Here is a 24,214-nt window from a genome sequence, read left to right as displayed (position 1 = left end):
GGTATTAAGCCGGGAAACAGCAAACACAATCGAGGATCTATGGCAGAGAAACAACCGGAGCTACAGCGTGGGCTGGAAGCTCGTCATATTGAACTGATAGCGCTGGGCGGCACTATCGGCGTAGGCCTGTTTATGGGCTCCGCAAGCACGCTCAAATGGGCAGGCCCTTCCGTATTACTGGCGTATATTATCGCCGGGCTGTTTGTTTTCTTCATTATGCGTTCCATGGGCGAAATGCTCTTCCTGGAGCCGGTAACCGGCTCGTTCGCCGTTTACGCGCATCGCTATATGAGCCCGTTCTTCGGCTACCTGACGGCCTGGTCATACTGGTTTATGTGGATGGCGGTGGGCATCTCAGAGATCACCGCGATAGGGGTCTACGTCCAGTTCTGGTTCCCGGACATGGTCCAGTGGATACCCGCGCTCATTGCCGTGGGGCTGGTGGCGCTGGCAAACCTGGCCGCCGTGCGCCTTTACGGTGAAATTGAGTTCTGGTTCGCAATGATCAAAGTCACCACGATTATCGTAATGATTGTCGTCGGCCTGGGCGTGATTTTCTTCGGCTTTGGCAACGGTGGGCACGCTATCGGCTTTGGCAACCTGACCGAAAACGGCGGCTTCTTCGCCGGCGGCTGGAAGGGCTTCCTGACGGCGCTGTGTATCGTTGTGGCCTCGTATCAGGGCGTGGAGCTGATCGGTATTACCGCCGGTGAAGCGAAAAACCCGCAGGTCACGCTGCGTAGCGCGGTGGGCAAAGTGCTGTGGCGTATTCTGATTTTCTATGTGGGCGCGATCTTCGTCATCGTGACCATCTTCCCGTGGAACGAAATTGGCACGACGGGTAGCCCGTTTGTATTAACCTTCGCCAAAATTGGTATCACGGCGGCGGCGGGTATTATCAACTTTGTGGTCCTGACGGCAGCGCTATCAGGCTGTAACAGCGGGATGTACAGCTGCGGGCGTATGCTCTATGCGCTTTCGAAGAATAACCAGCTGCCTGCGGCGATGAGTAAAGTCTCACGTGCCGGCGTACCGGTGGCGGGTGTGGCGGTCTCCATCGTAATCCTGCTGATTGGCTCTTGCCTGAATTACATCATTCCTAACCCGCAGCGCGTGTTCGTTTACGTCTACAGCGCCAGCGTACTGCCGGGCATGGTGCCGTGGTTTGTTATCCTCATCAGCCAGCTGCGTTTCCGTCATGCGCATAAAAAAGCGATTGAAAGCCATCCGTTCCGCTCAATTCTGTTCCCCTATGCGAACTATTTGACGATGGCGTTCCTGATTTGCGTATTAATCGGCATGTACTTTAATGAAGATACCCGCATGTCGCTGTTTGTCGGGATGATCTTCCTGGCGGCTGTAACGGCTGCATATAAGCTTTTTGGCCTGGGTCGCCGCGGCACCACGCAGAAAGTGGAGGAATAAGCGGCAAAATGTGCAAACCATAACCAAACGCGCATTTTTTTCAAAAAAGCACTAGACAGCGGGGACGGAGGTACGTAATATCCAGCCCCGCAACGGCGCTAAGCGCCCGTAGCTCAGCTGGATAGAGCGCTGCCCTCCGGAGGCAGAGGTCTCAGGTTCGAATCCTGTCGGGCGCGCCATTTTAGTCCCGGCGCTAGAGCTGCGGTGGTCTGAGAAGTAGTCAGTACCGCGTGAAAGAATACAGTGGTGGCTATAGCTCAGTTGGTAGAGCCCTGGATTGTGATTCCAGTTGTCGTGGGTTCGAATCCCATTAGCCACCCCATTATTTGAAAGAGTTGTGAATTGCGAAGGTGGCGGAATTGGTAGACGCGCTAGCTTCAGGTGTTAGTGTCCTTTGGATGTGGGGGTTCGAGTCCCCCCCCTCGCACCACGACTTTTTAAATGAATTGAACTAAAAATTCAAAAAGCAGTACATCGGCGAGTAGCGCAGCTTGGTAGCGCAACTGGTTTGGGACCAGTGGGTCGGAGGTTCGAATCCTCTCTCGCCGACCAATTTTGAACCCCGCTTCGGCGGGGTTTTTTGTTTTCTGCGAGCTCTCATTCCTGTAGTCATGCCCCGACAGCGCCCTTTTTCTTTGTCGCAATCCAGCGACATGCAACTCATTGAAAATTAAAAAAATAACCATTTATGGGTTTTGCTGTCTCCTTCTGGAGACATATTCCCGTCTTTTCCCGATACGTTGTAGAGCCTAAGACGGTGCCAGGCAGCATAATTTCCTTTTATCTTAAAATGTTGCGTCATGTAAAAGTTCTGGGTGTCATGTTGGCACGTTACGTGCAATAATATGCGTGTAGATGCTCATTCCATCTCTTATGTTCGCCTTAGTGCCTCATAAACTCAGGAATGACGCAGAGCCATTTACGGTGCTTATCGTCCACTGACAGATGTCGCTTCGGCCTCATCAGACACCATGGACACAACGTTGAGTGAAGCACCAAATATGTTGTCTTACAGACCTGTTTTAACGCCTGCTTTTATAGCAGGCGTTTTTTTATGCCTTATTCCCGATACAGGCGCATGATCAGGGCAACCATCAGCAGGGCCGATACAGAGACAGCATAGAGCGCCTGTACTGAGCCAAACCCTGAAGCCACCGCCGCTGCAATGCCGGTGAAAAGAGAGGCGCTGAGCGTTTGCCAGCGCCAGGCTTTACCGCTGGCCGAAGCGGTTTGCGTGAGATGAAAACTACTGAGTACCCCAAACGTGCCCGCTGCGAAGAGAACATTCGAGGCCAGATGCGCGATAAAGATCATCCCCAGCGCGCATACTGTCCACCCGGACAAAAAAGGCAGCATGCCATAAGCGGCCAGAAAGATGCTCAGGCAAACGATTATTCGCGGCGTGTGGGCCGCAATGCGCGTCAGGCTCTCTTTTTTTAGCAGCAGGGGGCCACAAAGCTGCCCCAGACTCCTCGCGAAAAGCAGAGGCAAAGCAAGGCCCGCCGCATCCTGAGGACTAAGCTGCTGGGCCAGTGCCGGAAGAAGCGCCATCGCCGGTGAGCCGACGGCAGCCAGCGCCGGCAGGATGAGCAGGCTGCGTTTTTGCCGAACGGTCAACGCCTGCCAGCGTAATGTTGCAGAAACTCCCCTTTCCATAGCGGTGGGATGTGGTGCCGGAGAAAACCGGCGCCCAGCCAGCCATAGTAGTACCACTGACCCGAGAAAGCTGGCGGCATCAATAGCCAGCAGGGTAAACACGGACGTCTTCTGAAACAGCACCACGCCCAGGCCGGTCCCTAACAACACCTGAGAAGCAAAAATCACATTTTCCAGACAGGTTGCAGCGGGCAGCTCCGCTTCGCTGAGACCGCGCTTAAAGAGCAATGTCAGCGCGGGCCAGCTCATCCCGCTGAGCAGGGCTTCGGTGGATTGCACGGCGAGCAATGCGGCAACGCTGTGGTAACCCACACCAAGCAGGGGAAAGAGCAGGGCGAGCAGGCCCAGCCCCTCGGTCAGTATCAGCAGGGATATCGGCGAAAAGCGTGAGCATAGCTTTTCGCCGAAGATACTGCCGATGAACCCTGGTACCGTAGCGAAAAGAAAAGCGAGTGTGAGCAGAGCGGGCGGGGCTGACCACGCCAGCAGCAAACCGAAGACCACAACCTGGGTTAGACCATTCCCCAGCGAAGAAAAGATAAAAGCACAGGCAAGCAGGCGCAGCCAGCGGTGGCAGCGCAGCGCCTGGATAAGCGCATACAAAAGCGAGTTCATGGAGATTTCCTTTCAAAAACGATTTAGTCCACGCTGCAAAATGTGCGCGTGTGTGAAAAAAGGTTAATGAAAAGACATCGTTACATTGGCGGATTCGTTTGCGGATGTGGGTGTAAAGAATGTAGCAGGAGAAAGGCGATAAAAAAAGGAGGCCCTCTGGCCTCCTTTTATTTACGGCTGCGTACCGTTATTTTGCAGCGTTAACAGCAACCCATCACGCCGCATGGCGGCTGCCTCTTCCGGCTTGTGCTGCTTGTCCAGCGTATCGGCAAGCCACGCGTAGTCAAACGCGTCCGGACGCTGCTTCAGCGCCGCGCGGAAGGCGAGGCTCGCCTCCTGCCATTCTCCGTGCTTCATCAGCGACTGACCGAGCGTGCTCCACAGCAGCGGGCGGTCACCGACGGTTTTAATCTGCTGACGCAGCACTTTTTCGATTTGCTCAGGATTATTGGTTTTCAGACGCGGGATCACCATCACCAGACGATCGTCATACTGGCGCTTCAGGCCATCGAGAAGGATCTCCTGAGCCGTGTCATGATCGTCACATTCAATAAGATGTTCCGCCATGGCGACCTGCAGAGGAACCTGCTGGCGCGTCTTACGGCTCTGATTCTTCCACCACGTTTTCAGACCGTCGCTGCCCAGGTCGGCGCGCGCCTGATCCATGAGGCCAATCCATGCCAGACGCTGAAGCTCATCACGATGTTCATCGTCGCCCACCTCGGCCTTCGCCATCGACGGAATGATGTCCAGCAGCGAGCCCCAGGCGCCGGTACGAATATACGCCTGCTCGGCAAGACGCAGCACTTCCGGATGACGTGGCGCAACTTCCAGCAGGCGATCGATACCGTGACGCGCCGCGTGATTTTCATTGCGCGCCAGCTGCAGGCGAACGCGCGTGATTTCTACCGGAATCGGGTCGCCGTGAGCCAGCTCTGCCGCCCGCTCCAGATGCTGATTGGCGCGGGCTTCGTCACCGCGCTGCTGCGCCGCTTCGGCAGCGAGCAGATAATTCACCACCGGCTGTTCGGCATGATCGGCGTTTTTCGACATCAGTTTTTCAACCTGCTGATAGTCACCCTCGGCAAGCTTAAGCAGCGCCTGTTCGGTCTGCTTGCGGGCGCGGCGGCGTTTGCGGCCAACGAACCAGCCGCGCGTGTGGACACCGGTGCGGAAAATGCGGCGCAGGATCCACTCGATCGCAAACAGCACCACCACGCCGAGGATCAGAATGATCGTCAGGCCGGTTACGCTGGTTTCAATGTTGTAGTTATCCGTCTGGATCAGGACGTAACCCTGATGACCCGCAAGCATAGGTCCCAGCACGATCCCGGCGATCAGCAGGATGAAGAGTAAGAGAACTTTTAGCATCATTACTCTCCTTGCGGTGCGCTTTCAGGCGCCGGAGCCGGGGCAGGTGCCGCTCCGTCCGTCGGCTCTGCCGGTACGCCCGGCTGCGCCAGCAGGTTACGTACGCGCGTCTGCATCAGTTTCTCCAGAATCGGCTGGCTGGCCAGCTTATCCGGCACGTTCATGGTGATGTTCTGCTGGCTCAGCTTATCAATGTCTTCGAGGAAGGCTGTGGTGGTCGCATCATCGGTGTTGTAGTAGGCGCGTACCCACGTTGAGACATTATCCAGCGCCTGTTTGTACGTCTCTTCCTGATGACGCGGCACGGCCTGAGCCGCCACCAGCAGGCGGGAACGAATGTTCTCGCGCAGATAGATATCCTGGTTCGGCGCCAGCAGCGGCACGGCGGTTTCGTCGCGACGGCGGATAGTGATGAAGCTGTCCATAAAGTTTTGCCAGCTTTTCTGCAGGTTTATGCGCCATTCGCTCAGGGAGCTGGAAAGCTCGGTACCGTCGGAATCCATCGGGGAATCGTCGTCGTTGTTATCCGCCAGCTGCAGGTTATCAATCTGATTCGACAGCTGGTTCACCTTAAGGATAATGCCGTCGTAATCCACCTGCGAGACGGCGGAGAGGCTGGCGATGTCCTCGGTGATCGCGCGACGGGCCGTGATAAGGCTCGGGTCGTTCATGTCTGCCAGGCTCGCATCGGCGCTTTTCAGCAGCGCGGCGGCAGTGGTGACGTCCTGATCGCTCCAGAGCTTACGTCCGGCGAGCTTCACCAGGAAGTCAGCCTGCGAGAGCAGCCAGGTTTTGGCATCGGTACCGGAAATCGTGGCGACTTTCTGCTGCACGTCGCCCAGCTGTTTAGCCAGCTCTTCCTGTTTGCTGTTCGCCTCGGCAAGCGCGGCGGCCTGCTGCTTAATCACCGTTTCGAGCTCGGTTTTCTGCGTCTCCTGCGCTTTTTGCAGGGCAGTGAGCTGATTCACAAGCGCATCGCTGGTGGACGTCTGATTCGCACCCTGTTGCTTCACCAGGCCGTACAGGCCAACCCCTGCTGCCAGCGCAATGGCGATGGCAATCGCGCTCAGCGCGAGGCTCGTTTTGTTGCTGCCGTTTTTCTTCTCAGCGGTTTTCTCAGTCGTCTCTGGCTGTGGCGTCGTCTCCACAGTCTCCCTGGTCTCTTCAACCACGGCGGAGGATTTGTCGTGTTCCGTCATTATGGCTTCCCATTTGAGAGTTATTGTAATGCGCGCAGCAGCGCATCGTTGTCGGCGTTATCAGCGATCCGAATATCCTGCCAGCCCAGTTCCCGGGCCTGGTTCGCCAGACGCTCACTGACGACCAGAAGCCGACAGCGGAGTAACCAGTTTTCGCGATACCAGAGCGGTATCAGCGACCAAAGCTGTTGTAACATTTCACCGCTGGTGACCACCAGCGTATTAATGCCGCGCGCGTGCCAGCGCATCGCCTCTTCCGCGCCATCGTAGTGTTTTGCACAGCGCTGATAGCACTCAACGAACGTTACGTCTGCACCGCGTTCACGCAGCGTTTCGCCCAGCAGCTCGCGACCACCGTTGCCGCGCAAAATGAGCGCACGCTTTCCGGCAATAGTTTGTAATTCAGGTAATTGTAGCAAGACTTCGCTGATTTCCCGATCTAACGGGTAACGAACGTCCGCGCTGCTTACGGTATGCAGCGCCAGTGCCGTTGTGCGGCCAATCGCGAAATAGCGGGGGGCAAGTGGCCAGGCTAAACCCTGCTGTTGCAGCTGCGCGTGGGCAAATTCCACGGCATGTTGCGACAGCGCAAACAGCAGGTCGCCTTCCTGAAGGGTATTCATCTGGTCGGCGAGTGCAGAGAGCTCCCGACCGGGGGAGAATTCAATGAGCGGAAAACTCCAGGCCACCTGCCCCAGTGTGCGCAGACGGCTCACTAACTGCTCTCCTGCGGGAGAAGGGCGGGTGACAAGAATACTCATGCAGGGGGCTCTCCATTATAAACGTCAGCCAGAATCTCGCGGGCGCCGTTATCCAGCAGCTCTTCCGCCAGCGACACGCCAAGCTGCTCGGCATCTTGCGCTTTACCGCGACGTTCGCCGCGTACCATCTGGGAACCGTCCGGAGCGCCCACCAGCGCGCGCAGCCACAGTTCACCTTCTGTTAATTCAGCATAGCTGCCAATCGGTACCTGACATCCTCCTTCGAGGCGGGTATTCATCGCACGCTCGGCTTTTACGCGGATAGCGGTCTCGTCATGGTTCAGCGGTGCGAGCAGTTCGCGGGTACGCGCATCGTCCAGACGGCACTCGATGCCTACGGCACCCTGGCCCACGGCCGGAAGCGACAGCTCTGGCGGCAACGCCACGCGAATGCGCGACTCCAGCCCCAGACGCTTGAGGCCGGCAACGGCGAGGATAATGGCATCGTAATCGCCGTTATCCAGCTTGCCCAGACGCGTTCCGACGTTACCGCGCAGCGAGCGAATGATCAGGTCAGGACGGCGCTCTGCCAGCTGACACTGACGGCGTAAACTGGACGTGCCAACCACGCTACCCTCCGGCAGCGCGTCGAGGGAGTCATAGTGGTTAGAGACAAACGCATCGCGCGGATCTTCGCGCTCGCAGATGGTCACCAGCCCCAGCCCTTCCGGGAACTCGACGGGCACGTCTTTCATTGAATGTACGGCGATATCGGCGCGGTTCTCAAGCAATGCCAGTTCCAGTTCTTTGACAAACAGGCCTTTGCCGCCCACTTTCGCCAGGGGCGTATCGAGGATCACGTCACCGCGCGTGACCATCGGCACCAGCTCGACGCGCAATCCACTGTGGCAGGCTTCAAGGCGCTGCTTCACATAATGTGCCTGCCAGAGCGCGAGGGGGCTTTGGCGTGTGGCAATTCTCAAAACATTGTCTAACATGCTTGTTACCGTCATTATCAATCGCTAACCATCCTAACATTGTTGACTCTGGGATGGCAGTTTTACGGTTGATGAAGCGTGAGAGGGACAAGGCGGCGTATTCGTCAGCCATAGCCGTATTCAGGAATTTACACGTACAGAACGGTGCTACACTTGTATGTAGCGCATCTTTCTTTACGGTCAACCGGCAAGGTGTTAAATTGATCACGTTTTAGACCATTTTTTCGTCGCTACCACCAAAAATGATAAGGGCGAAAAAGGGTAACGGTTATCTTTTTGAAATACTGCGGGTCCGCTGTTATTCGTGTTTTGAATAGCTTGCGACACCCGGAAACATCAGGCGATACGTCTTGTACCTCTATATTGAGACTCTGAAACAGAGACTGGATGCCATTAATCAACTGCGTGTGGATCGCGCGCTTGCTGCCATGGGCCCTGCTTTCCAGCAGGTATACAGTCTGCTGCCGACATTATTGCACTATCACCATCCGCTGATGCCTGGCTACCTTGACGGTAACGTTCCCCAGGGCATTTGCCTTTTCACGCCTGATGAAACCCAACAGCATTACCTGAACGAGCTGGAACTCTACCGCGGCATGCCGCCACAGGAGTCTCCAAAAGGTGAACTGCCGATTACCGGCGTTTACTCTATGGGGAGCACCTCATCGGTAGGGCAAAGCTGTTCTTCGGACCTGGACATCTGGGTCTGCCATCAGTCCTGGCTCGATAACGACGAGCGTCAGCTGCTGCAGCGCAAGTGCAGCCTGCTGGAGAGTTGGGCGGCCTCGCTCGGCGTGGAAGTAAGCTTCTTCCTGATTGATGAAAACCGTTTCCGCCATAATGAAAGCGGCAGTCTGGGTGGTGAGGACTGCGGCTCGACCCAGCACATCTTACTGCTGGATGAATTTTACCGTACTGCTGTGCGTCTGGCCGGAAAGCGTATTCTGTGGAATATGGTCCCTTGCGAAGAAGAAGAGCATTACGATGACTACGTCATGTCGCTTTACGCGCAGGGTGTACTGACGCCAAACGAATGGCTGGACCTCGGCGGCCTCAGCTCTCTGTCAGCCGAAGAATACTTTGGCGCAAGCCTCTGGCAGCTCTATAAGAGTATCGACTCACCGTACAAAGCGGTGCTGAAAACGCTGCTGCTGGAAGCCTATTCCTGGGAATACCCTACGCCGCGCCTGCTGGCGAAAGATATCAAGCAGCGTCTGCACGACGGGGAGATCGTCTCCTTCGGGCTGGACGCCTACTGCATGATGCTGGAGCGCGTGACCGAATACCTGAAAGCTATTGATGACACCACGCGTCTTGACCTGGTGCGTCGATGTTTCTATCTCAAAGTCTGTGAGAAATTGAGCCGCGAGCGCGCCTGTGTGGGCTGGCGTCGTGAAGTGGTCAGTCAGTTAGTGAAAGAGTGGGGATGGGACGAAGCGCGTCTGTCGATGCTCGACAACCGGGCCAACTGGAAAATCGATCAGGTGCGTGAAGCGCACAACGAACTGCTCGATGCGATGATGCAAAGCTACCGTAACCTGATCCGCTTTGCGCGCCGTAACAACCTCAGCGTTTCCGCCAGCCCGCAGGACATCGGGGTCTTGACCCGCAAGCTGTACGCCGCGTTTGAAGCGCTGCCGGGTAAAGTCACCCTGGTTAACCCGCAGATTTCGCCAGACCTGTCAGAACCGAACCTGACCTTTATCTACGTGCCGCCGGGCCGCGCAAACCGCACCGGGTGGTATCTGTATAACCGTGCGCCAAGCATGGACTCAATCATCAGCCATCAGCCGCTGGAGTATAACCGCTACCTGAACAAGCTGGTGGCCTGGGCCTGGTTTAACGGCCTGCTGACCTCGCGCACGCGCCTGTTTATCAAAGGCAACGAGGTGGTTGATCTCGCTAAGCTGCAGGAGATGGTCGCGGATGTCTCGCACCACTTCCCGCTGCGTCTGCCTGCCCCAACGCCGAAAGCGCTCTACAGCCCGTGCGAAATTCGCCATCTGGCGATTATCGTCAACCTGGAATACGACCCGACGGCGGCCTTCCGCAATCAGGTGGTTCATTTTGACTTCCGCAAGCTGGACGTCTTCAGCTTTGGCGAGCAGCAAAACTGCCTGGTGGGCAGCGTCGATCTGCTGTACCGCAACTCGTGGAACGAAGTGCGTACCCTGCATTTCAACGGCGAGCAGGCGATGATCGAAGCGCTGAAAACGATTCTCGGCAAGATGCACCAGGATGCCGCACCGCCGGACAGCGTTGAGGTGTTCTGCTACAGCCAGCACCTGCGCGGTTTAATTCGTACCCGCGTGCAGCAGCTGGTTTCTGAGTGTATCGAACTGCGTCTCTCCAGCACCCGCCAGGAAACCGGGCGCTTTAAAGCGCTGCGCGTCTCCGGTCAGACCTGGGGCCTGTTCTTCGAACGCCTGAACGTGTCGGTACAGAAGCTGGAAAACGCCATCGAGTTCTACGGCGCGATTTCACACAACAAGCTGCATGGCCTGTCTGTGCAGGTGGAAACCAACCACGTTAAGCTGCCGCAGGTGGTGGACGGATTCGCCAGCGAAGGGATTATTCAGTTCTTCTTTGAAGAGTCGGGCGACGATGCCGGGTTCAATATCTACATTCTGGATGAAACCAACCGCGCCGAGGTGTATCACCACTGTGAAGGCAGTAAAGAGGAGCTGGTGCGCGACGTCAGCCGCTTCTACTCCTCTTCGCACGACCGTTTCACCTATGGCTCAAGCTTTATCAACTTTAACCTGCCGCAGTTCTACCAGATTGTGAACGTCGACGGTCGTACGCAGGTGATCCCGTTCCGCACCCAGGCCGTAACGCCTGCCGCGCCTGCCAATCAGGACACCGCGCCGCTGTTGCAGCAGTATTTCTCCTGAGCCTTTTCGCTCGCCCGGTGGCGGCTACGCCTTACCGGGCCTACAACAGCTCGAACCCGTAGGCCGGGTAAGCGCAGCGCCACCCGGCAACAAAACTACCTGAAACTCACAGCCTCACCCGCCTGCGCGGTCGCCGCCTGTTCCAGCAGATCCCAGAACGGTACGCCGCTACGGTCGCAAACCCATTCCCCGTCCTTCAGATCGAAATGATAGCCGCCCTGTTTCGCGGCCAGCCACACCTGGTGAAGCGGCTCCTGGCGGTTAATAATAATTTTGCTGCCATTTTCGAAGCTCAGGGTCAGAATGCCGCCGTTGATTTCACAATCGATATCGCTGTCGCCATCCCAGTCGTCAAGACGCTCTTCGATGGTCATCCACAGGTTGTCGGCAAGGCGATGGAATTCACTGTCGTTCATGGTTTTGTTCCTGTTTTTCGTGATGCCGGCAGTATAACCCTAAATAATTCCCGTTGCAGGAAAGCGGCAAACTCTTGCTTTTGTGTCTTCTCCTGCGATGATAGAAACAGATTTGAACTTACGGGCAACTTTATAATGAAAAACGCTTTCCGAACGCTTGCCGTTCTCATCACGCTGTTTAGCCTGACTGGCTGCGGACTGAAGGGACCACTGTACTTCCCACCTGCGGATAAAACCGCGCCGCCGCCGACGAAACCCGTGCAAAGCGGCATTGAGTCCACCACGCCAAATACTAACGATCGTGGCGACAACGGTGGCCCGACTCAGGTTAATCTCTGACGACAACGTTCTGTACCCGCGCAATGGAGCAAATGATGCAGTTCTCTAAAATGCATGGCCTTGGCAACGATTTTATGGTCGTCGACGCGGTAACGCAGAATGTGTTTTTCTCCCCGGAACTGATCCGTCGCCTGGCGGATCGGCATCTGGGCGTGGGGTTCGATCAGCTGCTGGTGGTTGAGCCACCGTACGATCCCGACCTCGATTTCCACTACCGTATTTTTAACGCGGACGGCAGCGAAGTTAATCAGTGCGGCAACGGCGCGCGCTGTTTTGCCCGCTTTGTCCGCCTGAAAGGGCTGACCAACAAGCGTGATATTCGCGTCAGCACGGCCAATGGCCGCATGGTGCTCAGCGTCACCGATGATGAGCTGGTGCGCGTGAACATGGGCGAGCCTAACTTCGAGCCCTCCGTCGTGCCGTTTCGCGCAAACAAAGCGGAAAAGACCTATATTATGCGTGCGGCCGAGCAGACAGTATTGTGCGGCGTCGTCTCAATGGGTAACCCACACTGCGTGATTCAGGTTGATGATGTGGAAACCGCCGCGGTCGAAACGCTCGGCCCGGTGCTGGAAAGCCACGAACGTTTCCCGGAGCGCGCGAACATCGGCTTTATGCAGGTGGTGAAGCGCGAGCACATTCGCCTGCGGGTTTACGAGCGCGGCGCGGGCGAGACTCAGGCCTGCGGAAGCGGTGCCTGTGCAGCGGTGGCCGTTGGCATCTCCCAGGGGTTACTGGCTGAAGAGGTTCGCGTGGAGTTACCGGGCGGTCGGCTTGATATCGCCTGGAAAGGACCGGGTCATCCACTGTATATGACTGGCCCGGCGGCACATGTCTATGACGGGTTTATCCATCTATGAAACAACCAGGGGAAGAACTGCAGGAAACAGTGACGGAACTGGACGACAGAGCTGTTGTTGATTATCTGCTGCGCAATCCTGAGTTTTTTATTCGTAATGCACGCGTCGTCGAAGAGATGCGCGTGCCGCATCCGGTTCGCGGGACCGTGTCGCTGGTCGAATGGCACATGGCGCGCTCGCGCAACCACATCAATCAGCTTGAAGAGAATATGACGCTGCTGATGGAGCAGGCCAGCACCAACGAAAGCCTGTTCTATCGTCTGCTGCACCTGCAGGCGCGTCTGGCGTCGGCGCACAGTCTTGACGAGTTCCTCAGCCGCTTCCACCGCTGGGCTCGTGAGCTTGGGCTGGCGGGCGCGACGATTCGCCTGTTCCCGGACCGCTGGCGCATTGGCGCACCGTCGGGGTTCACCCATCTGGCGCTCAGCCGTCAGGCGTTTGAACCGCTGCGCATTCAGCGTCTGGGCCATGAGCACCACTATCTGGGGCCGCTGAACGGGCCTGAGCTACTGGTGGTGTTACCGGAAGCCAAAGCGATTGGCTCGGTGGCGATGTCGCTGATGGGGCGCGATGGCGATCTGGGAGTCATGTTATTTACCAGCCGCGATGCGCATCACTATGAGCAGGGGCAAGCCACGCACCTGCTGCAGGAGATCGCCCTGATGCTGCCCGAGCTGCTGGAGCGCTGGATTGAGCGCGTATGATGGACGGACTGCTCGCCACTGACGTCTCGCGCTTTCTGCGCTATCTGGGCGTGGAGCGTCAGCTTAGCCCCATTACCCTGCTCAACTACCAGCGTCAGCTTGATGCCATCATGCAGATCGCCGACGACATCGGCCTGAAAAGCTGGCAACAATGTGACGCTGCGACGGTACGCGGGTTCGTCGTGCGTAGCCGTAAAAAAAATCTCAGCCCGGCGAGCCTGGCGCTCAGGCTCTCAGCGCTGCGCAGTTTCTTCGACTGGCTGGTTAGCCAGGGGGGCTTAAAAGCCAACCCGGCAAAGGGGATCGCCACGCCGAAAGCGCCGCGCCATCTGCCTAAAAATATCGACATCGACGACGTAAACCGCCTGCTGGATATCGACCTTAACGATCCGCTCGCCGTGCGCGACCGCGCGATGCTGGAGGTGATGTACGGTGCCGGGCTGCGTCTGTCCGAGCTGGTTAATCTTGATATCAAACACCTCGATCTGGAGTCCGGTGAAGTGTGGGTAATGGGTAAGGGCAGCAAAGAGCGCCGCCTGCCGATTGGCCGCAATGCGATTTCCTGGATTGAGCACTGGCTTGACCTGCGCGGGCTGTTTGGCAGCGAAGAGGATGCGCTGTTCCTGTCGAAGCTCGGCAAACGGATCTCGGCGCGTAACGTCCAGAAGCGCTTTGCGGAGTGGGGCATTAAGCAGGGGCTGAACAGCCACGTACACCCGCACAAGCTGCGCCACTCCTTTGCGACACACATGCTTGAGTCGAGCGGCGATCTGCGCGGCGTGCAGGAACTGCTTGGCCACGCGAATCTGTCGACCACACAAATTTATACCCACTTAGACTTCCAACACCTTGCCTCGGTGTATGACGCGGCGCATCCACGCGCCAAACGGGGGAAATAATGCGTTTTTACCGCCCACTTGGTCAGATCTCAGCCCTGACGTTTGACCTTGATGACACCCTTTACGACAACCGCGAGGTGATCCTGCGTACCGAGCAGGAGTCGCTGGCGTTTGTGCAGAACTACCACCCCGCGCTGAAAGCGATACAGAACAAGGACTTTCAGAAGCTCCGTCAGTCCCTGCGGGAAACCGAGCCGGACATTTACCACGACGTGACCGAATGGCGTCGTCGTGCGGTCGAGCAGGCGATGCTCAATGCTGGCCTGAGCGCGCAGGACGCGGCCATCGGTGCCGAAGCGGCCATGGAAAACTTTGCCAAATGGCGCAGCCGTATCGACGTGCCGCAGGAGACCCACGACACGCTGGCGAAGCTTGCCGAAAAGTGGCCGCTGGTGGCCATCACCAACGGCAATGCCCAGCCCGAGCTGTTTGGCCTCAGCGATTACTTTGAATTTGTGCTGCGCGCGGGCCCGCACGGGCGCGCGAAGCCGTTTAATGATATGTACCATCTGGCGGCGGATAAGCTTAACCTGCCGCTGGGTAACATTCTGCACGTGGGGGATGACCTGACCACAGACGTGGCCGGTGCTATTCGCTGCGGGATGCAGGCCTGCTGGATCAAGCCGGAAAATGCGGAACTAATGACCGCAACCGACAGCCGTCTTCTGCCGCACGTGGAAATTTCACGGTTGGCATCCCTCACGACGCTGATATAATCACCATTAATATTGTATAAATTACCAGGGGTTTGCAGTTGTAGGCCCGGTAAGCGAAGCGCCACCGGGCGCTTCGCTGTGTTCCTGAATACTATGTGACGGTGCCAATGGACGTTTCTTACCTGCTCGACAGCCTTAATGACAAACAGCGTGACGCGGTTGCCGCCTCGCGCACCAACATGCTGGTGCTGGCTGGGGCGGGCAGTGGTAAGACGCGCGTGCTGGTTCACCGTATCGCCTGGCTGCAGAGCGTGGAGAACTGCTCCCCGTACTCCATCATGGCGGTGACGTTTACCAACAAGGCGGCAGCAGAGATGCGCCACCGTATCGCTCAGCTGATGGGCACCAGCCAGGGCGGCATGTGGGTTGGCACCTTCCACGGCCTGGCGCACCGCCTGCTGCGCGCGCACCATATGGACGCCAACCTGCCGCAGGATTTCCAGATCCTCGACAGCGAAGACCAGCTCCGCTTGCTGAAGCGCCTGATCAAGGCGATGAACCTCGACGAGAAGCAGTGGCCGCCGCGTCAGGCGATGTGGTACATCAACGGCCAGAAGGACGAGGGGCTGCGCCCGCACCACATTCAGAGCTTCGGCAACCCGGTCGAGCAGACCTGGCAGAACGTCTACAAGGCCTATCAGGAAGCGTGCGATCGCGCCGGTCTGGTGGATTTCGCCGAGCTGCTGCTGCGCGCCCACGAGCTGTGGCTCAACAAGCCGCACATCCTGCAGCACTACCGCGAACGCTTCACCAATATCCTGGTGGACGAATTCCAGGATACCAACAACATCCAGTACGCGTGGATCCGCCTGCTGGCCGGTGATACCGGCAAGGTGATGATCGTGGGCGATGATGACCAGTCGATCTACGGCTGGCGCGGGGCGCAGGTGGAAAACATTCAGCGCTTCCTCAACGATTTCCCCGGCGCGGAAACTATCCGTCTGGAGCAGAACTACCGTTCAACCAGCAACATCCTGAGCGCGGCCAACGCCCTGATTGAAAACAACAACGGGCGTCTGGGTAAAAAGCTGTGGACCGACGGCGTCGACGGCGAACCGATTTCGATTTACTGCGCCTTCAACGAGCTCGACGAAGCCCGCTTCGTGGTGAACCGCATCAAAACCTGGCAGGACAACGGCGGCGCGCTGGAGCAGTGCGCCATTCTCTACCGCAGCAACGCCCAGTCGCGCGTGCTGGAAGAGGCGCTGCTGCAGGTGAGCATGCCGTACCGCATTTATGGCGGCATGCGATTCTTCGAACGTCAGGAAATCAAAGATGCGCTGTCGTATCTGCGCCTCATTGCGAACCGTAACGACGACGCGGCGTTTGAACGCGTGGTCAATACGCCGACCCGCGGGATTGGCGACCGCACGCTGGACGTTGTGCGTCAGGCCTCGCGCGATCGCCAGCTGACGCTGTGGCAGGCGTGCCGCGAGCTGCTGCAGGAAAAAGCGCTCGCCGGACGTGCCGCCAGCGCATTACAGCGCTTCCTTGAGCTGATTGACGCTCTGGCGCAGGAAACCGCCGACATGCCGCTGCACGTGCAGACCGACCGGGTGATTAAAGACTCCGGCCTGAGAACCATGTACGAGCAGGAGAAAGGCGAGAAGGGCCAGACCCGTATTGAGAACTTAGAGGAACTGGTCACGGCAACGCGCCAGTTCAGCTACAACGAAGAAGACGAAGATCTGATGCCGCTGCAGGCGTTCCTCTCCCACGCCGCGCTGGAAGCGGGTGAAGGGCAGGCGGACACCTGGCAGGATGCGGTTCAGCTGATGACACTGCACTCCGCCAAAGGCCTGGAGTTCCCGCAGGTGTTTATTGTCGGGATGGAAGAGGGGATGTTCCCGAGCCAGATGTCGCTGGATGAAGGCGGACGTCTGGAAGAGGAGCGTCGTCTGGCCTACGTGGGCGTGACGCGCGCGATGCAAAAGCTGACGCTAACCTACGCCGAAACCCGCCGCCTGTACGGCAAAGAGGTTTATCACCGTCCGTCGCGCTTCATCGGCGAACTGCCGGAGGAGTGCGTGGAAGAGGTGCGTCTGCGGGCGAGCATCAGCCGTCCGGTCAGCCATCAGCGCATGGGCTCGCCGATTGCGGAAACCGACACCGGCTACAAGCTGGGCCAGCGCGTGCGCCATTCGAAGTTTGGCGAAGGCACCATTGTGAATCTGGAAGGCAGCGGCGAGCACAGCCGCCTGCAGGTAGCGTTCCAGGGGCAGGGGATCAAATGGCTGGTGGCGGCCTATGCGAAGCTGGAAACAGTCTAACATTCAGAAAAATATCATTATTTTGTAATAATCTGCTAGCCTTATACAGCGAAGGTCAATTAATGCCCTTCAGCGTTCCGTTGCGTGTTGACGCCATAGTTATAGCTGGCGTAACATGCGCGCACGATTACGCTAAGAGGACATTCGCCTTGGACACACCCAGTAGATACTGGCTCAATTCCCTGTCATCCAGGAACAACTCCTAAGGCTATCTCCTCTTGCTGATGGCCTTAGTGGTTGTCAGCGACCTGCATTATTCCCGTCGCGCTGAGTCAGGCTGTTTAATGGTCTGAAACCCAATTTGTTTCTGTGTGCCCACCGAACTGTCCGATATTTTTTGCATTGGGAGTCCCGGTCATGTTGAGCGCATTTCAACTCGAAAAAAACCGACTGACTCGGCTTGAAGCCGAAGAGTCACAGCCCCTCATTGATGCCGTATGGGTGGATCTGGTCGAGCCGGACGACGATGAACGCCTTCGCGTACAATCTGAACTGGGGCAAAGCCTGGCAACCCGCCCGGAACTGGAAGACATCGAAGCATCCGCGCGTTTTTTTGAAGACGAAGACGGTCTGCATATTCACTCCTTCTTCTTCTTTGAAGATGCGGAAGACCACGCGGGTAACTCCACCGTGGCGTTTACCATTCGCGACGGCCGTCTGTTTACCCTGCGCGAGCGCGAGCTGCCGGCATTCCGCCTCTACCGCATGCGCGCCCGCAGCCAGGCAATGGTGGACGGTAACGCTTACGAGCTGCTGCTCGATCTGTTCGAGACCAAAATTGAACAGCTGGCGGACGAAATTGAAAACATCTACAGCGATCTGGAAAAGCTGAGCCGCGTGATCATGGAAGGCCATCAGGGCGATGAATACGACGAAGCGCTCTCCACGCTGGCGGAGCTGGAAGATATCGGCTGGAAGGTGCGCTTGTGTCTGATGGATACCCAGCGCGCGCTGAACTTCCTGGTGCGCAAGGCGCGTCTGCCGGGCGGTCAGCTGGAGCAGGCGCGTGAGATCTTACGCGATATCGAATCCCTGCTGCCGCACAACGAATCCCTGTTCCAGAAGGTGAACTTCCTGATGCAGGCGGCGATGGGCTTTATCAACATCGAGCAGAACCGCATCATCAAGATCTTCTCGGTGGTGTCCGTGGTGTTCCTGCCGCCGACGCTGGTGGCGTCCAGCTACGGGATGAACTTTGAGTTTATGCCGGAGCTGAAGTGGAGCTTTGGCTACCCGGGGGCGATTATCTTCATGATCCTCGCGGGGCTGGCGCCGTATCTGTACTTTAAGCGCCGGAACTGGCTGTAAAAATCTGGCGGGTGGCGCTTCGCTAACCCGCCCTACGATCGAATTCCCTCTCCCAGTGGGAGAGGGTTAGGGTGAGGGCAACATCACAACCCTTTGCGCACCCTGCGCTGGGTATAAATCGCATCCGCAACAAAGATTGCCAGCGCCACCCAGATAAAGGCGAACGTCACCATCTTATCCGCCCCCGGCACCTCACCGTAGAACACCACCGCCAGCAGGAACATCAGCGTCGGGCCAATGTACTGGAAGAAGCCCAGCGTGGAGAGACGCAGGCGCGTCGCGGCACCGGTGAAGCACAGCAGTGGAATGGTGGTCACCACGCCCGCTGCCATCAGCATCAGGTTCAGCGACCACGGGTTGCTGCCCATATGGCTGGTGGCGCTGTCGGCGATGCCGAAGAGATAAATCGCCGCCACGGGCAGCAGCCACAGGGTTTCAAACAGCATCCCCGTCTGCGCTTCCACCGCAATCTTCTTACGCACCAGGCCGTAGAATGCAAAGCTGAACGCCAGACCGAGGGCAATAATCGGCAGCGAGCCGAAGGTCCAGAGCTGCACCAGTACGCCGCAGAAGGCCAGAATCACCGCCACCCACTGCATCCGGCGGAAGCGCTCACCGAGGAAAATCATCCCCAGCACGATATTCACCAGCGGGTTAATGAAGTACCCCAGGCTCGCTTCTAGCATGTGATGGTTATTCACCGCCCAGATAAACAGCAGCCAGTTGCCGCCAATCAGCACCGCGGAGAGCGCCAGCAGGAAAATCTTTTTCGGGGTTTGCAGTAGCGTTTTGACGCCCGACCACTGACGGCTGAGGCTCATCAGTGCAATCATAAAGAAGAATGACCAGATAACACGGTGAGTCAGGATCTCATCGGCCGGAACGTAGGCGATAAGCTTGAAATACTCCGGGGCGATACCCCAAATAAAATAAGCGGCAAGGGCGAGTAAAACGCCCTGCCGCGTCTGTTTAGCATCCATCGGGAAAATCCGTTACAAAAAAGTGAATTAATTTTACCCGATTTTGCCGCCTCAACCCACCATATAAGTGGCGGTTGCGCTGGCGATATATACCTGCTCTTCGTTGTGTAATTCAACGCGTGCCACGGCAACTTTATTTCCCGCGCGCAGTAGGCTGCTGGTACAGGTAAAGCGATTTCCGCGCCCCGGGCGAAGATAGTCGACGCGCAAATCAATGGTGCCCATGCGCGCCAGACGCTGGCGGAGTTCGTCTTCGTTGATGGTGTCATGGCGGGTCAGCGTGCTGCCCACGCAGACAAGACCTGCCGCCACGTCCAGCGCGGAGGCAATCACGCCGCCGTGCAAAATACTTTGCGCCCAGTTACCCACCATCATCGGCTGGTTGTTAAAGCTCAGCTGGGCAAAATCTTTCTCGTAACGCTCCAGCTCCAGTCCCAGCGCGCGGTTAAACGGCATATGGTAAACAAAAATCTCGCCCACGAGTTTTAACACTTCTTCGGCGGTAAGCATGGCTGACATGAGGCATCACATCCTTATTGTTAACGAAATGTTGATTTTATGCCTCGGCAACAAGGAATTCCACTTTCAGAAACGAGGATGCAGCAGTTGTCGCAGAAGTCTGTAGAATGTTCGCCACATAACTATTCAGCTAATTTTACTCTTTTGCAGGAGAACACCACCGATGCGGACGTATCTGGCCTGGTTACTGGCGGCGGTTGCGCTGCCCCTCACAGCATATGCGCAGGAAGCGACGATCAAAGAGGTGCATGATAAACCTGCCGTTCACGGTAGCATTATCGCGAACCTTCTTCAGGAGCATGACAATCCGTTCACGCTCTATCCGTATGACACCAACTACGTGATTTATACCCAGACCAGCGATCTCAACAAAGAGGCGATAAGCTCCTATAACTGGTCTGATAATGCGCGTAAAGATGAGGTGAAGTTCCAGCTCAGCCTCGCGTTCCCGTTCTGGCGCGGTATTCTGGGGCCAAACTCGGTGCTCGGGGCGTCTTACACGCAGAAATCCTGGTGGCAGCTGTCTAACAGCGGAGAGTCCTCGCCGTTCCGTGAAACCAACTATGAGCCGCAGCTGTTCCTCGGTTTTGCAACGGATTATGAGTTTGCGGGCTGGACGCTGCGTGACGTCGAAGTGGGCTTTAACCACGATTCCAACGGTCGCTCTGACCCTACCTCGCGCAGCTGGAACCGTGCCTATACGCGTCTGATGGCGCAGAACGGTAACTGGATGGTGGAAGTGAAGCCGTGGTATGTGGTGGGCGAAACCGATGACAACCCGGATATCACCAAATATATGGGCTACTACCAGCTTAAAGTCGGCTATCAGTTGGGTGATGCTGTGCTCAGCGCCAAAGGCCAGTACAACTGGAACACCGGCTACGGCGGTGCGGAAGTGGGCTTAAGCTATCCAATGACGAAGCATGTCCGCATCTATACTCAGGTGTACAGCGGTTACGGCGAGTCGCTTATCGATTACAACTTCAACCAGACCCGCATCGGCGTGGGCGTGATGCTGAACGATATTCTCTAGGCTGTTCGAATGTTTTTGCGTTAAACGTTGAAGTTTCTCTCTCAGGCGCTGAAAATAGCGCCTGTTTCATTTCTGGCATATGGGGTTAACGTGGCGCAGGCGGAAGTATTGAATCAGGAGTCGCTGGCTAAACAGGTTTTGCATGAAACCTTTGGCTACCAGCAGTTCCGCCCCGGCCAGGAAACCATCATTGAAACGGTGCTGGAAGGTCGTGATTGCCTGGTGGTGATGCCGACCGGTGGCGGCAAGTCCCTTTGTTATCAGGTGCCCGCGCTGGTGCTTAACGGCCTGACGGTCGTGGTATCCCCCCTTATTTCTCTGATGAAAGACCAGGTTGACCAGCTGCTCGCCAACGGCGTGGCGGCGGCCTGTCTCAACTCGACCCAAACCCGGGAGCAGCAGCAAGAGGTGATGGCCGGTTGTCGTACCGGGCAGATCCGCCTGCTGTATATCGCGCCGGAACGCCTGATGCTGGATAACTTCCTCGACCACCTGGCGCACTGGAACCCGGTCCTGCTGGCGGTGGACGAAGCGCACTGTATTTCCCAGTGGGGACACGATTTCCGCCCGGAATACGCCGCTCTCGGCCAGCTGCGTCAGCGCTTCCCCGAGCTGCCGTTTATGGCGCTTACCGCCACGGCGGATGACACCACCCGTCTGGACATCGTTCGTCTGCTCGGGCTGAACGACCCCTATATTCAGGTCAGCAGCTTCGACCGCCCTAACATCCGCTATATGCTGATGGAAAAATTCAAGCCGCTGGATCAGCTCCTGCGCTACGTCCAGGAGCAGCGCGGCAAGTCCGGCATCATCTACTGTAACAGCCGTGCGAAGGTGGAAGACACCGCCGCGCGTCTGCAAAACCGCGGCTTTAGCGCCGCCGCCTATCACGCCGGATTAGAGAACCACATCCGCGCCGACGTGCAGGAGAAATTCCAGCGCGATGACCTGCAGATCGTGGTCGCAACGGTGGCGTTTGGGATGGGCATCAACAAGCCAAACGTGCGCTTTGTGGTGCACTTTGACATCCCGCGCAATATCGAATCCTACTATCAGGAAACCGGCCGCGCCGGGCGTGACGGTCTGCCTGCGGAAGCGATGCTGTTTTACGATCCGGCCGATATGGCGTGGCTGCGCCGCTGTCTGGAAGAGAAGCCGCAGGGACAGCTGCAGGATATCGAGCGCCACAAGCTCAACGCGATGGGCGCGTTTGCCGAAGCGCAAACCTGCCGTCGTCTGGTTCTGCTCAACTACTTCGGTGAAGGGCGCCAGGAGCCGTGCGGCAACTGCGATATCTGCCTCGATCCGCCGAAACAGTACGATGGCCTGATGGACGCGCGTAAAGCGCTCTCGACCATTTACCGTGTGAATCAACGCTTCGGGATGGGCTACGTGGTGGAGGTGCTGCGCGGCGCCAATAACCAGCGTATCCGCGATATGGGCCACGACAAGCTGCCGGTCTACGGTATTGGCAAGGAGCAGAGCCACGAGCACTGGGTGAGTATTATTCGCCAGCTGATCCACCTCGGCTTCGCAACGCAGAACATTGCCCAGCACTCCGCCCTGCAGCTGACCGAGGCGGCGCGCCCGGTCCTGCGCGGTGACGTTGAGCTCAAGCTCGCCGTGCCGCGCGTCATCGCCCTGAAGCCACGCGTGATGCAGAAATCCTACGGCGGCAACTACGACCGCAAGCTGTTCGCCAAACTGCGCAAGCTGCGTAAAGCCATCGCCGACGAAGAAAACATCCCGCCTTACGTGGTGTTCAACGACGCGACGCTGATCGAGATGGCCGAGCAGATGCCGCTCAGCGCCAGCGAAATGCTCAGCGTCAACGGCGTGGGAACGCGCAAGCTGGAGCGCTTCGGTAAAGAGTTTATGGCGCTCATCCGCTCTCACGCCGACGGTGATGATGAGGAGTAGTCAGCCGGGCGAAAAAGTGCCAGGATGATGACTCACTAAATTATTTCCCCGCGAGCTAATTATGTTAATGCTATTTCTCACCGTGGCGTTGGTGCATATCGTTGCGCTGATGAGCCCCGGCCCGGATTTTTTCTTCGTATCACAAACGGCCGTCAGCCGCTCCCGCAAAGAGGCGATGATGGGCGTGCTCGGTATCACCATGGGCGTTATGGTCTGGGCGGCCGTTGCGCTGCTCGGTCTGAACCTTATCCTGGCGAAGATGGCCTGGCTGCATAACATCATTATGGTCGGCGGCGGGCTGTACCTGTGCTGGATGGGCTACCAGATGCTGCGCGGGGCGCTGAAGAAAGAAGAGAAAAAACCGCAAGAGCCGAAGGTCGAGCTGGCTACGGGCGGTCGCAGCTTTGTAAAAGGGCTGCTGACCAATCTGGCGAACCCAAAAGCGATTATCTATTTCGGCTCGGTGTTCTCGCTGTTTGTCGGCGATAGCGTCGGCGCGGGCGCACGCTGGGGCATCTTCCTGCTGATCGTCGTTGAAACCTTTGCCTGGTTTACCATCGTGGCCAGCCTGTTCGCCTTACCGGCGATGCGCCGCGGCTATCAGCGTATCGCGAAGTGGATTGACGGCTTCGCCGGCGCGCTGTTCGCCGGCTTCGGCATTCATCTCATCATTTCTCGCTAAGCGTGACGCGCTGACGCAAGCAGCGCGCCAACCAGCATAAACAGCGAGCCAAAGACTTTATTCAGGGCCTTCATCTGCTTAGGCCCTTTAATCCACGCCGCAATTCGCTGCGCCAGCGTCGCGTAACCAATCATCACGATGATATCGACAATAATGGTGGTCGCGCCCAGCACCACGTACTGCATCACCTGCGGCTGATGCGGAACGATAAACTGCGGGAACAGCGCGGCGAGGAAAACGATGCTCTTCGGGTTGGTCAGGTTGACGAACACCGCACGTTTAAACAGATGGCCGCGGTTTTGCGTCTGAGCCAGCGTATTCAGGTTGATGGAGCCTGCCGCGCGCCACTGCTGGATGCCGAGCCAAATCAGATACGCTGCCCCGGCCCATTTCAGCACCTCAAAGGCCAGCACGGAGCGGGAGAACAGGGTCCCCAGACCGATCCCGACCAGCACAATATGAATGCCCAGCCCGGTCTGCAAACCGGCAATCGACGCCGCTGCACCGCGGTAGCCGTGGTTGATGGAGGTGGTCATGGTGTTAATAGCACCCGAACCCGGAGAAAGGCTGAGGATAATGGATGTCAGCAGGTAGGCGAACCACCATTCGAAGGTCATTTGAAACTCCCGAACCGTCTATTTTTATGCCACAATACGCTATTATTGAGTCATTTTGTGACCGGTGACGAAAAAAACGATATTCCCTGGAT

At 57.3% G+C, this 24,214-nt stretch carries 22 protein-coding genes and 4 tRNA genes; 17 read left to right on the top strand and 9 right to left on the bottom strand.

Features of this window, described 5'->3' with window-relative positions; translation table 11 throughout:
• Nucleotides 1–39 precede the first annotated feature (39 nt).
• From thrP to UR289_RS21070, 5 genes are all read left to right on the top strand, one after another.
• The gene (thrP, locus tag UR289_RS21090) at nt 40–1,425 is read left to right on the top strand and encodes a bifunctional threonine/serine APC transporter ThrP (RefSeq protein WP_023309635.1); all 1,386 of its coding nucleotides are present in this window, start codon (nt 40–42) and stop codon (nt 1,423–1,425) included.
• Nucleotides 1,426–1,527: 102 nt separating this feature from the next.
• Nucleotides 1,528–1,604, top strand: a tRNA-Arg gene (locus UR289_RS21085).
• Between the two features lie 67 nt (nt 1,605–1,671).
• Nucleotides 1,672–1,747, top strand: a tRNA-His gene (locus tag UR289_RS21080).
• 22 nt (nt 1,748–1,769) lie between these two features.
• Nucleotides 1,770–1,855: transfer RNA gene (locus tag UR289_RS21075), tRNA-Leu, on the top strand.
• A gap of 45 nt (nt 1,856–1,900) precedes the next feature.
• Nucleotides 1,901–1,977, top strand: a tRNA-Pro gene (locus UR289_RS21070).
• A 507-nt stretch (nt 1,978–2,484) separates the two neighbouring features.
• Here UR289_RS21070 and UR289_RS21065 read toward each other — a convergent pair.
• The 5 genes from UR289_RS21065 to hemC all read right to left on the bottom strand — a co-directional run bounded on the left by UR289_RS21065 (nt 2,485) and on the right by hemC (nt 7,965).
• Nucleotides 2,485–3,696 (bottom strand): MFS transporter, encoded by a 1,212-nt coding sequence (locus UR289_RS21065; protein ID WP_320711520.1) that lies wholly within the window; start codon nt 3,694–3,696, stop codon nt 2,485–2,487.
• 171 nt (nt 3,697–3,867) lie between these two features.
• Nucleotides 3,868–5,067, bottom strand: a complete 1,200-nt coding sequence (hemY, locus tag UR289_RS21060) for a protoheme IX biogenesis protein HemY (RefSeq protein ID WP_320711538.1) — start codon at nt 5,065–5,067, stop codon at nt 3,868–3,870.
• Nucleotides 5,068–5,069: 2 nt separating this feature from the next.
• Nucleotides 5,070–6,266, bottom strand: a complete 1,197-nt coding sequence (hemX, locus tag UR289_RS21055) for a uroporphyrinogen-III C-methyltransferase (protein WP_033146905.1) — start codon at nt 6,264–6,266, stop codon at nt 5,070–5,072.
• Nucleotides 6,267–6,286: 20 nt separating this feature from the next.
• Entirely contained in the window at nt 6,287–7,027 is a 741-nt protein-coding gene (gene hemD, locus UR289_RS21050; protein WP_033146904.1) for a uroporphyrinogen-III synthase, read from the bottom strand.
• A complete protein-coding gene (gene hemC, locus UR289_RS21045; protein WP_033146903.1) occupies nt 7,024–7,965 on the bottom strand; it encodes a hydroxymethylbilane synthase in 942 nt (313 codons plus the stop codon). The genes hemD and hemC overlap by 4 nt, the downstream gene beginning before the upstream one ends.
• Before the next feature lie 350 nt (nt 7,966–8,315).
• Between hemC and cyaA the strand changes: the two genes are divergently transcribed.
• Entirely contained in the window at nt 8,316–10,859 is a 2,544-nt protein-coding gene (gene cyaA, locus UR289_RS21040) for a class I adenylate cyclase (protein WP_023309629.1), read from the top strand.
• A 95-nt stretch (nt 10,860–10,954) separates the two neighbouring features.
• Here the strand turns inward: cyaA and cyaY are convergent, their stop codons facing one another.
• The gene (cyaY, locus tag UR289_RS21035) at nt 10,955–11,275 is read right to left on the bottom strand and encodes an iron donor protein CyaY (protein WP_023333807.1); all 321 of its coding nucleotides are present in this window, start codon (nt 11,273–11,275) and stop codon (nt 10,955–10,957) included.
• Nucleotides 11,276–11,410: 135 nt separating this feature from the next.
• On the opposite strand from cyaY, the gene lptM reads away from it, so the two are divergent.
• The 8 genes from lptM to corA all read left to right on the top strand — a co-directional run bounded on the left by lptM (nt 11,411) and on the right by corA (nt 18,371).
• Nucleotides 11,411–11,614 carry an LPS translocon maturation chaperone LptM gene (gene lptM / locus UR289_RS21030; protein ID WP_014885650.1) on the top strand — a complete coding sequence of 68 codons (204 nt, stop codon included), beginning with the start codon at nt 11,411–11,413 and terminating at the stop codon, nt 11,612–11,614.
• A 35-nt stretch (nt 11,615–11,649) separates the two neighbouring features.
• Nucleotides 11,650–12,474 (top strand): diaminopimelate epimerase, encoded by an 825-nt coding sequence (gene dapF / locus UR289_RS21025; RefSeq protein WP_008501545.1) that lies wholly within the window; start codon nt 11,650–11,652, stop codon nt 12,472–12,474.
• Complete coding sequence (locus UR289_RS21020) at nt 12,471–13,178, top strand: DUF484 domain-containing protein (protein WP_023309626.1); 708 nt, start codon at nt 12,471–12,473, stop codon at nt 13,176–13,178. Before dapF ends, UR289_RS21020 begins: the two co-directional genes overlap by 4 nt.
• Nucleotides 13,175–14,077, top strand: a complete 903-nt coding sequence (gene xerC, locus UR289_RS21015; protein ID WP_320711518.1) for a tyrosine recombinase XerC — start codon at nt 13,175–13,177, stop codon at nt 14,075–14,077. Before UR289_RS21020 ends, xerC begins: the two co-directional genes overlap by 4 nt.
• Nucleotides 14,077–14,793: a 5-amino-6-(5-phospho-D-ribitylamino)uracil phosphatase YigB gene (gene yigB, locus UR289_RS21010; RefSeq protein ID WP_033146900.1), complete on the top strand. Its 717-nt coding sequence runs from the start codon at nt 14,077–14,079 to the stop codon at nt 14,791–14,793. The genes xerC and yigB overlap by 1 nt, the downstream gene beginning before the upstream one ends.
• Before the next feature lie 107 nt (nt 14,794–14,900).
• Nucleotides 14,901–17,063: a DNA helicase II gene (gene uvrD, locus UR289_RS21005; RefSeq protein ID WP_033146899.1), complete on the top strand. Its 2,163-nt coding sequence runs from the start codon at nt 14,901–14,903 to the stop codon at nt 17,061–17,063.
• Between the two features lie 149 nt (nt 17,064–17,212).
• Entirely contained in the window at nt 17,213–17,269 is a 57-nt protein-coding gene (ysgD, locus tag UR289_RS21000; RefSeq protein ID WP_212743980.1) for a YsgD/CorL family protein, read from the top strand.
• Nucleotides 17,270–17,420: 151 nt separating this feature from the next.
• The gene (gene corA / locus UR289_RS20995) at nt 17,421–18,371 is read left to right on the top strand and encodes a magnesium/cobalt transporter CorA (RefSeq protein WP_033146898.1); all 951 of its coding nucleotides are present in this window, start codon (nt 17,421–17,423) and stop codon (nt 18,369–18,371) included.
• 83 nt (nt 18,372–18,454) lie between these two features.
• On the opposite strand, the gene rarD is transcribed toward corA, so the two are convergent.
• Complete coding sequence (gene rarD / locus UR289_RS20990; protein WP_320711516.1) at nt 18,455–19,351, bottom strand: EamA family transporter RarD; 897 nt, start codon at nt 19,349–19,351, stop codon at nt 18,455–18,457.
• Between the two features lie 51 nt (nt 19,352–19,402).
• Nucleotides 19,403–19,870, bottom strand: a complete 468-nt coding sequence (gene yigI, locus UR289_RS20985; protein WP_008501538.1) for an acyl-CoA thioesterase YigI — start codon at nt 19,868–19,870, stop codon at nt 19,403–19,405.
• A 163-nt stretch (nt 19,871–20,033) separates the two neighbouring features.
• On the opposite strand from yigI, the gene pldA reads away from it, so the two are divergent.
• From pldA to rhtC, 3 genes are all read left to right on the top strand, one after another.
• On the top strand, nt 20,034–20,903 hold the full coding sequence (gene pldA, locus UR289_RS20980) for a phospholipase A (protein WP_087822933.1): 870 nt from the start codon (nt 20,034–20,036) through the stop codon (nt 20,901–20,903).
• Between the two features lie 90 nt (nt 20,904–20,993).
• Nucleotides 20,994–22,823 (top strand): ATP-dependent DNA helicase RecQ, encoded by a 1,830-nt coding sequence (gene recQ / locus UR289_RS20975; RefSeq protein WP_029741834.1) that lies wholly within the window; start codon nt 20,994–20,996, stop codon nt 22,821–22,823.
• A 61-nt stretch (nt 22,824–22,884) separates the two neighbouring features.
• The gene (rhtC, locus tag UR289_RS20970) at nt 22,885–23,505 is read left to right on the top strand and encodes a threonine export protein RhtC (RefSeq protein ID WP_025757538.1); all 621 of its coding nucleotides are present in this window, start codon (nt 22,885–22,887) and stop codon (nt 23,503–23,505) included.
• On the opposite strand, the gene rhtB is transcribed toward rhtC, so the two are convergent.
• On the bottom strand, nt 23,502–24,122 hold the full coding sequence (gene rhtB / locus UR289_RS20965) for a homoserine/homoserine lactone efflux protein (RefSeq protein ID WP_008501533.1): 621 nt from the start codon (nt 24,120–24,122) through the stop codon (nt 23,502–23,504). The genes rhtC and rhtB overlap by 4 nt on opposite strands.
• Nucleotides 24,123–24,214 lie beyond the last annotated feature (92 nt).

The sequence above is a fragment of the Enterobacter sp. 302C9 genome (genome assembly GCF_034106085.1).
Taxonomy (GTDB): Bacteria; Pseudomonadota; Gammaproteobacteria; order Enterobacterales; family Enterobacteriaceae; genus Enterobacter; species Enterobacter asburiae_B.
The sequence above is the reverse complement of the archived record's forward strand: the minus strand, read 5'-3'. Positions and strand labels throughout refer to the sequence as shown.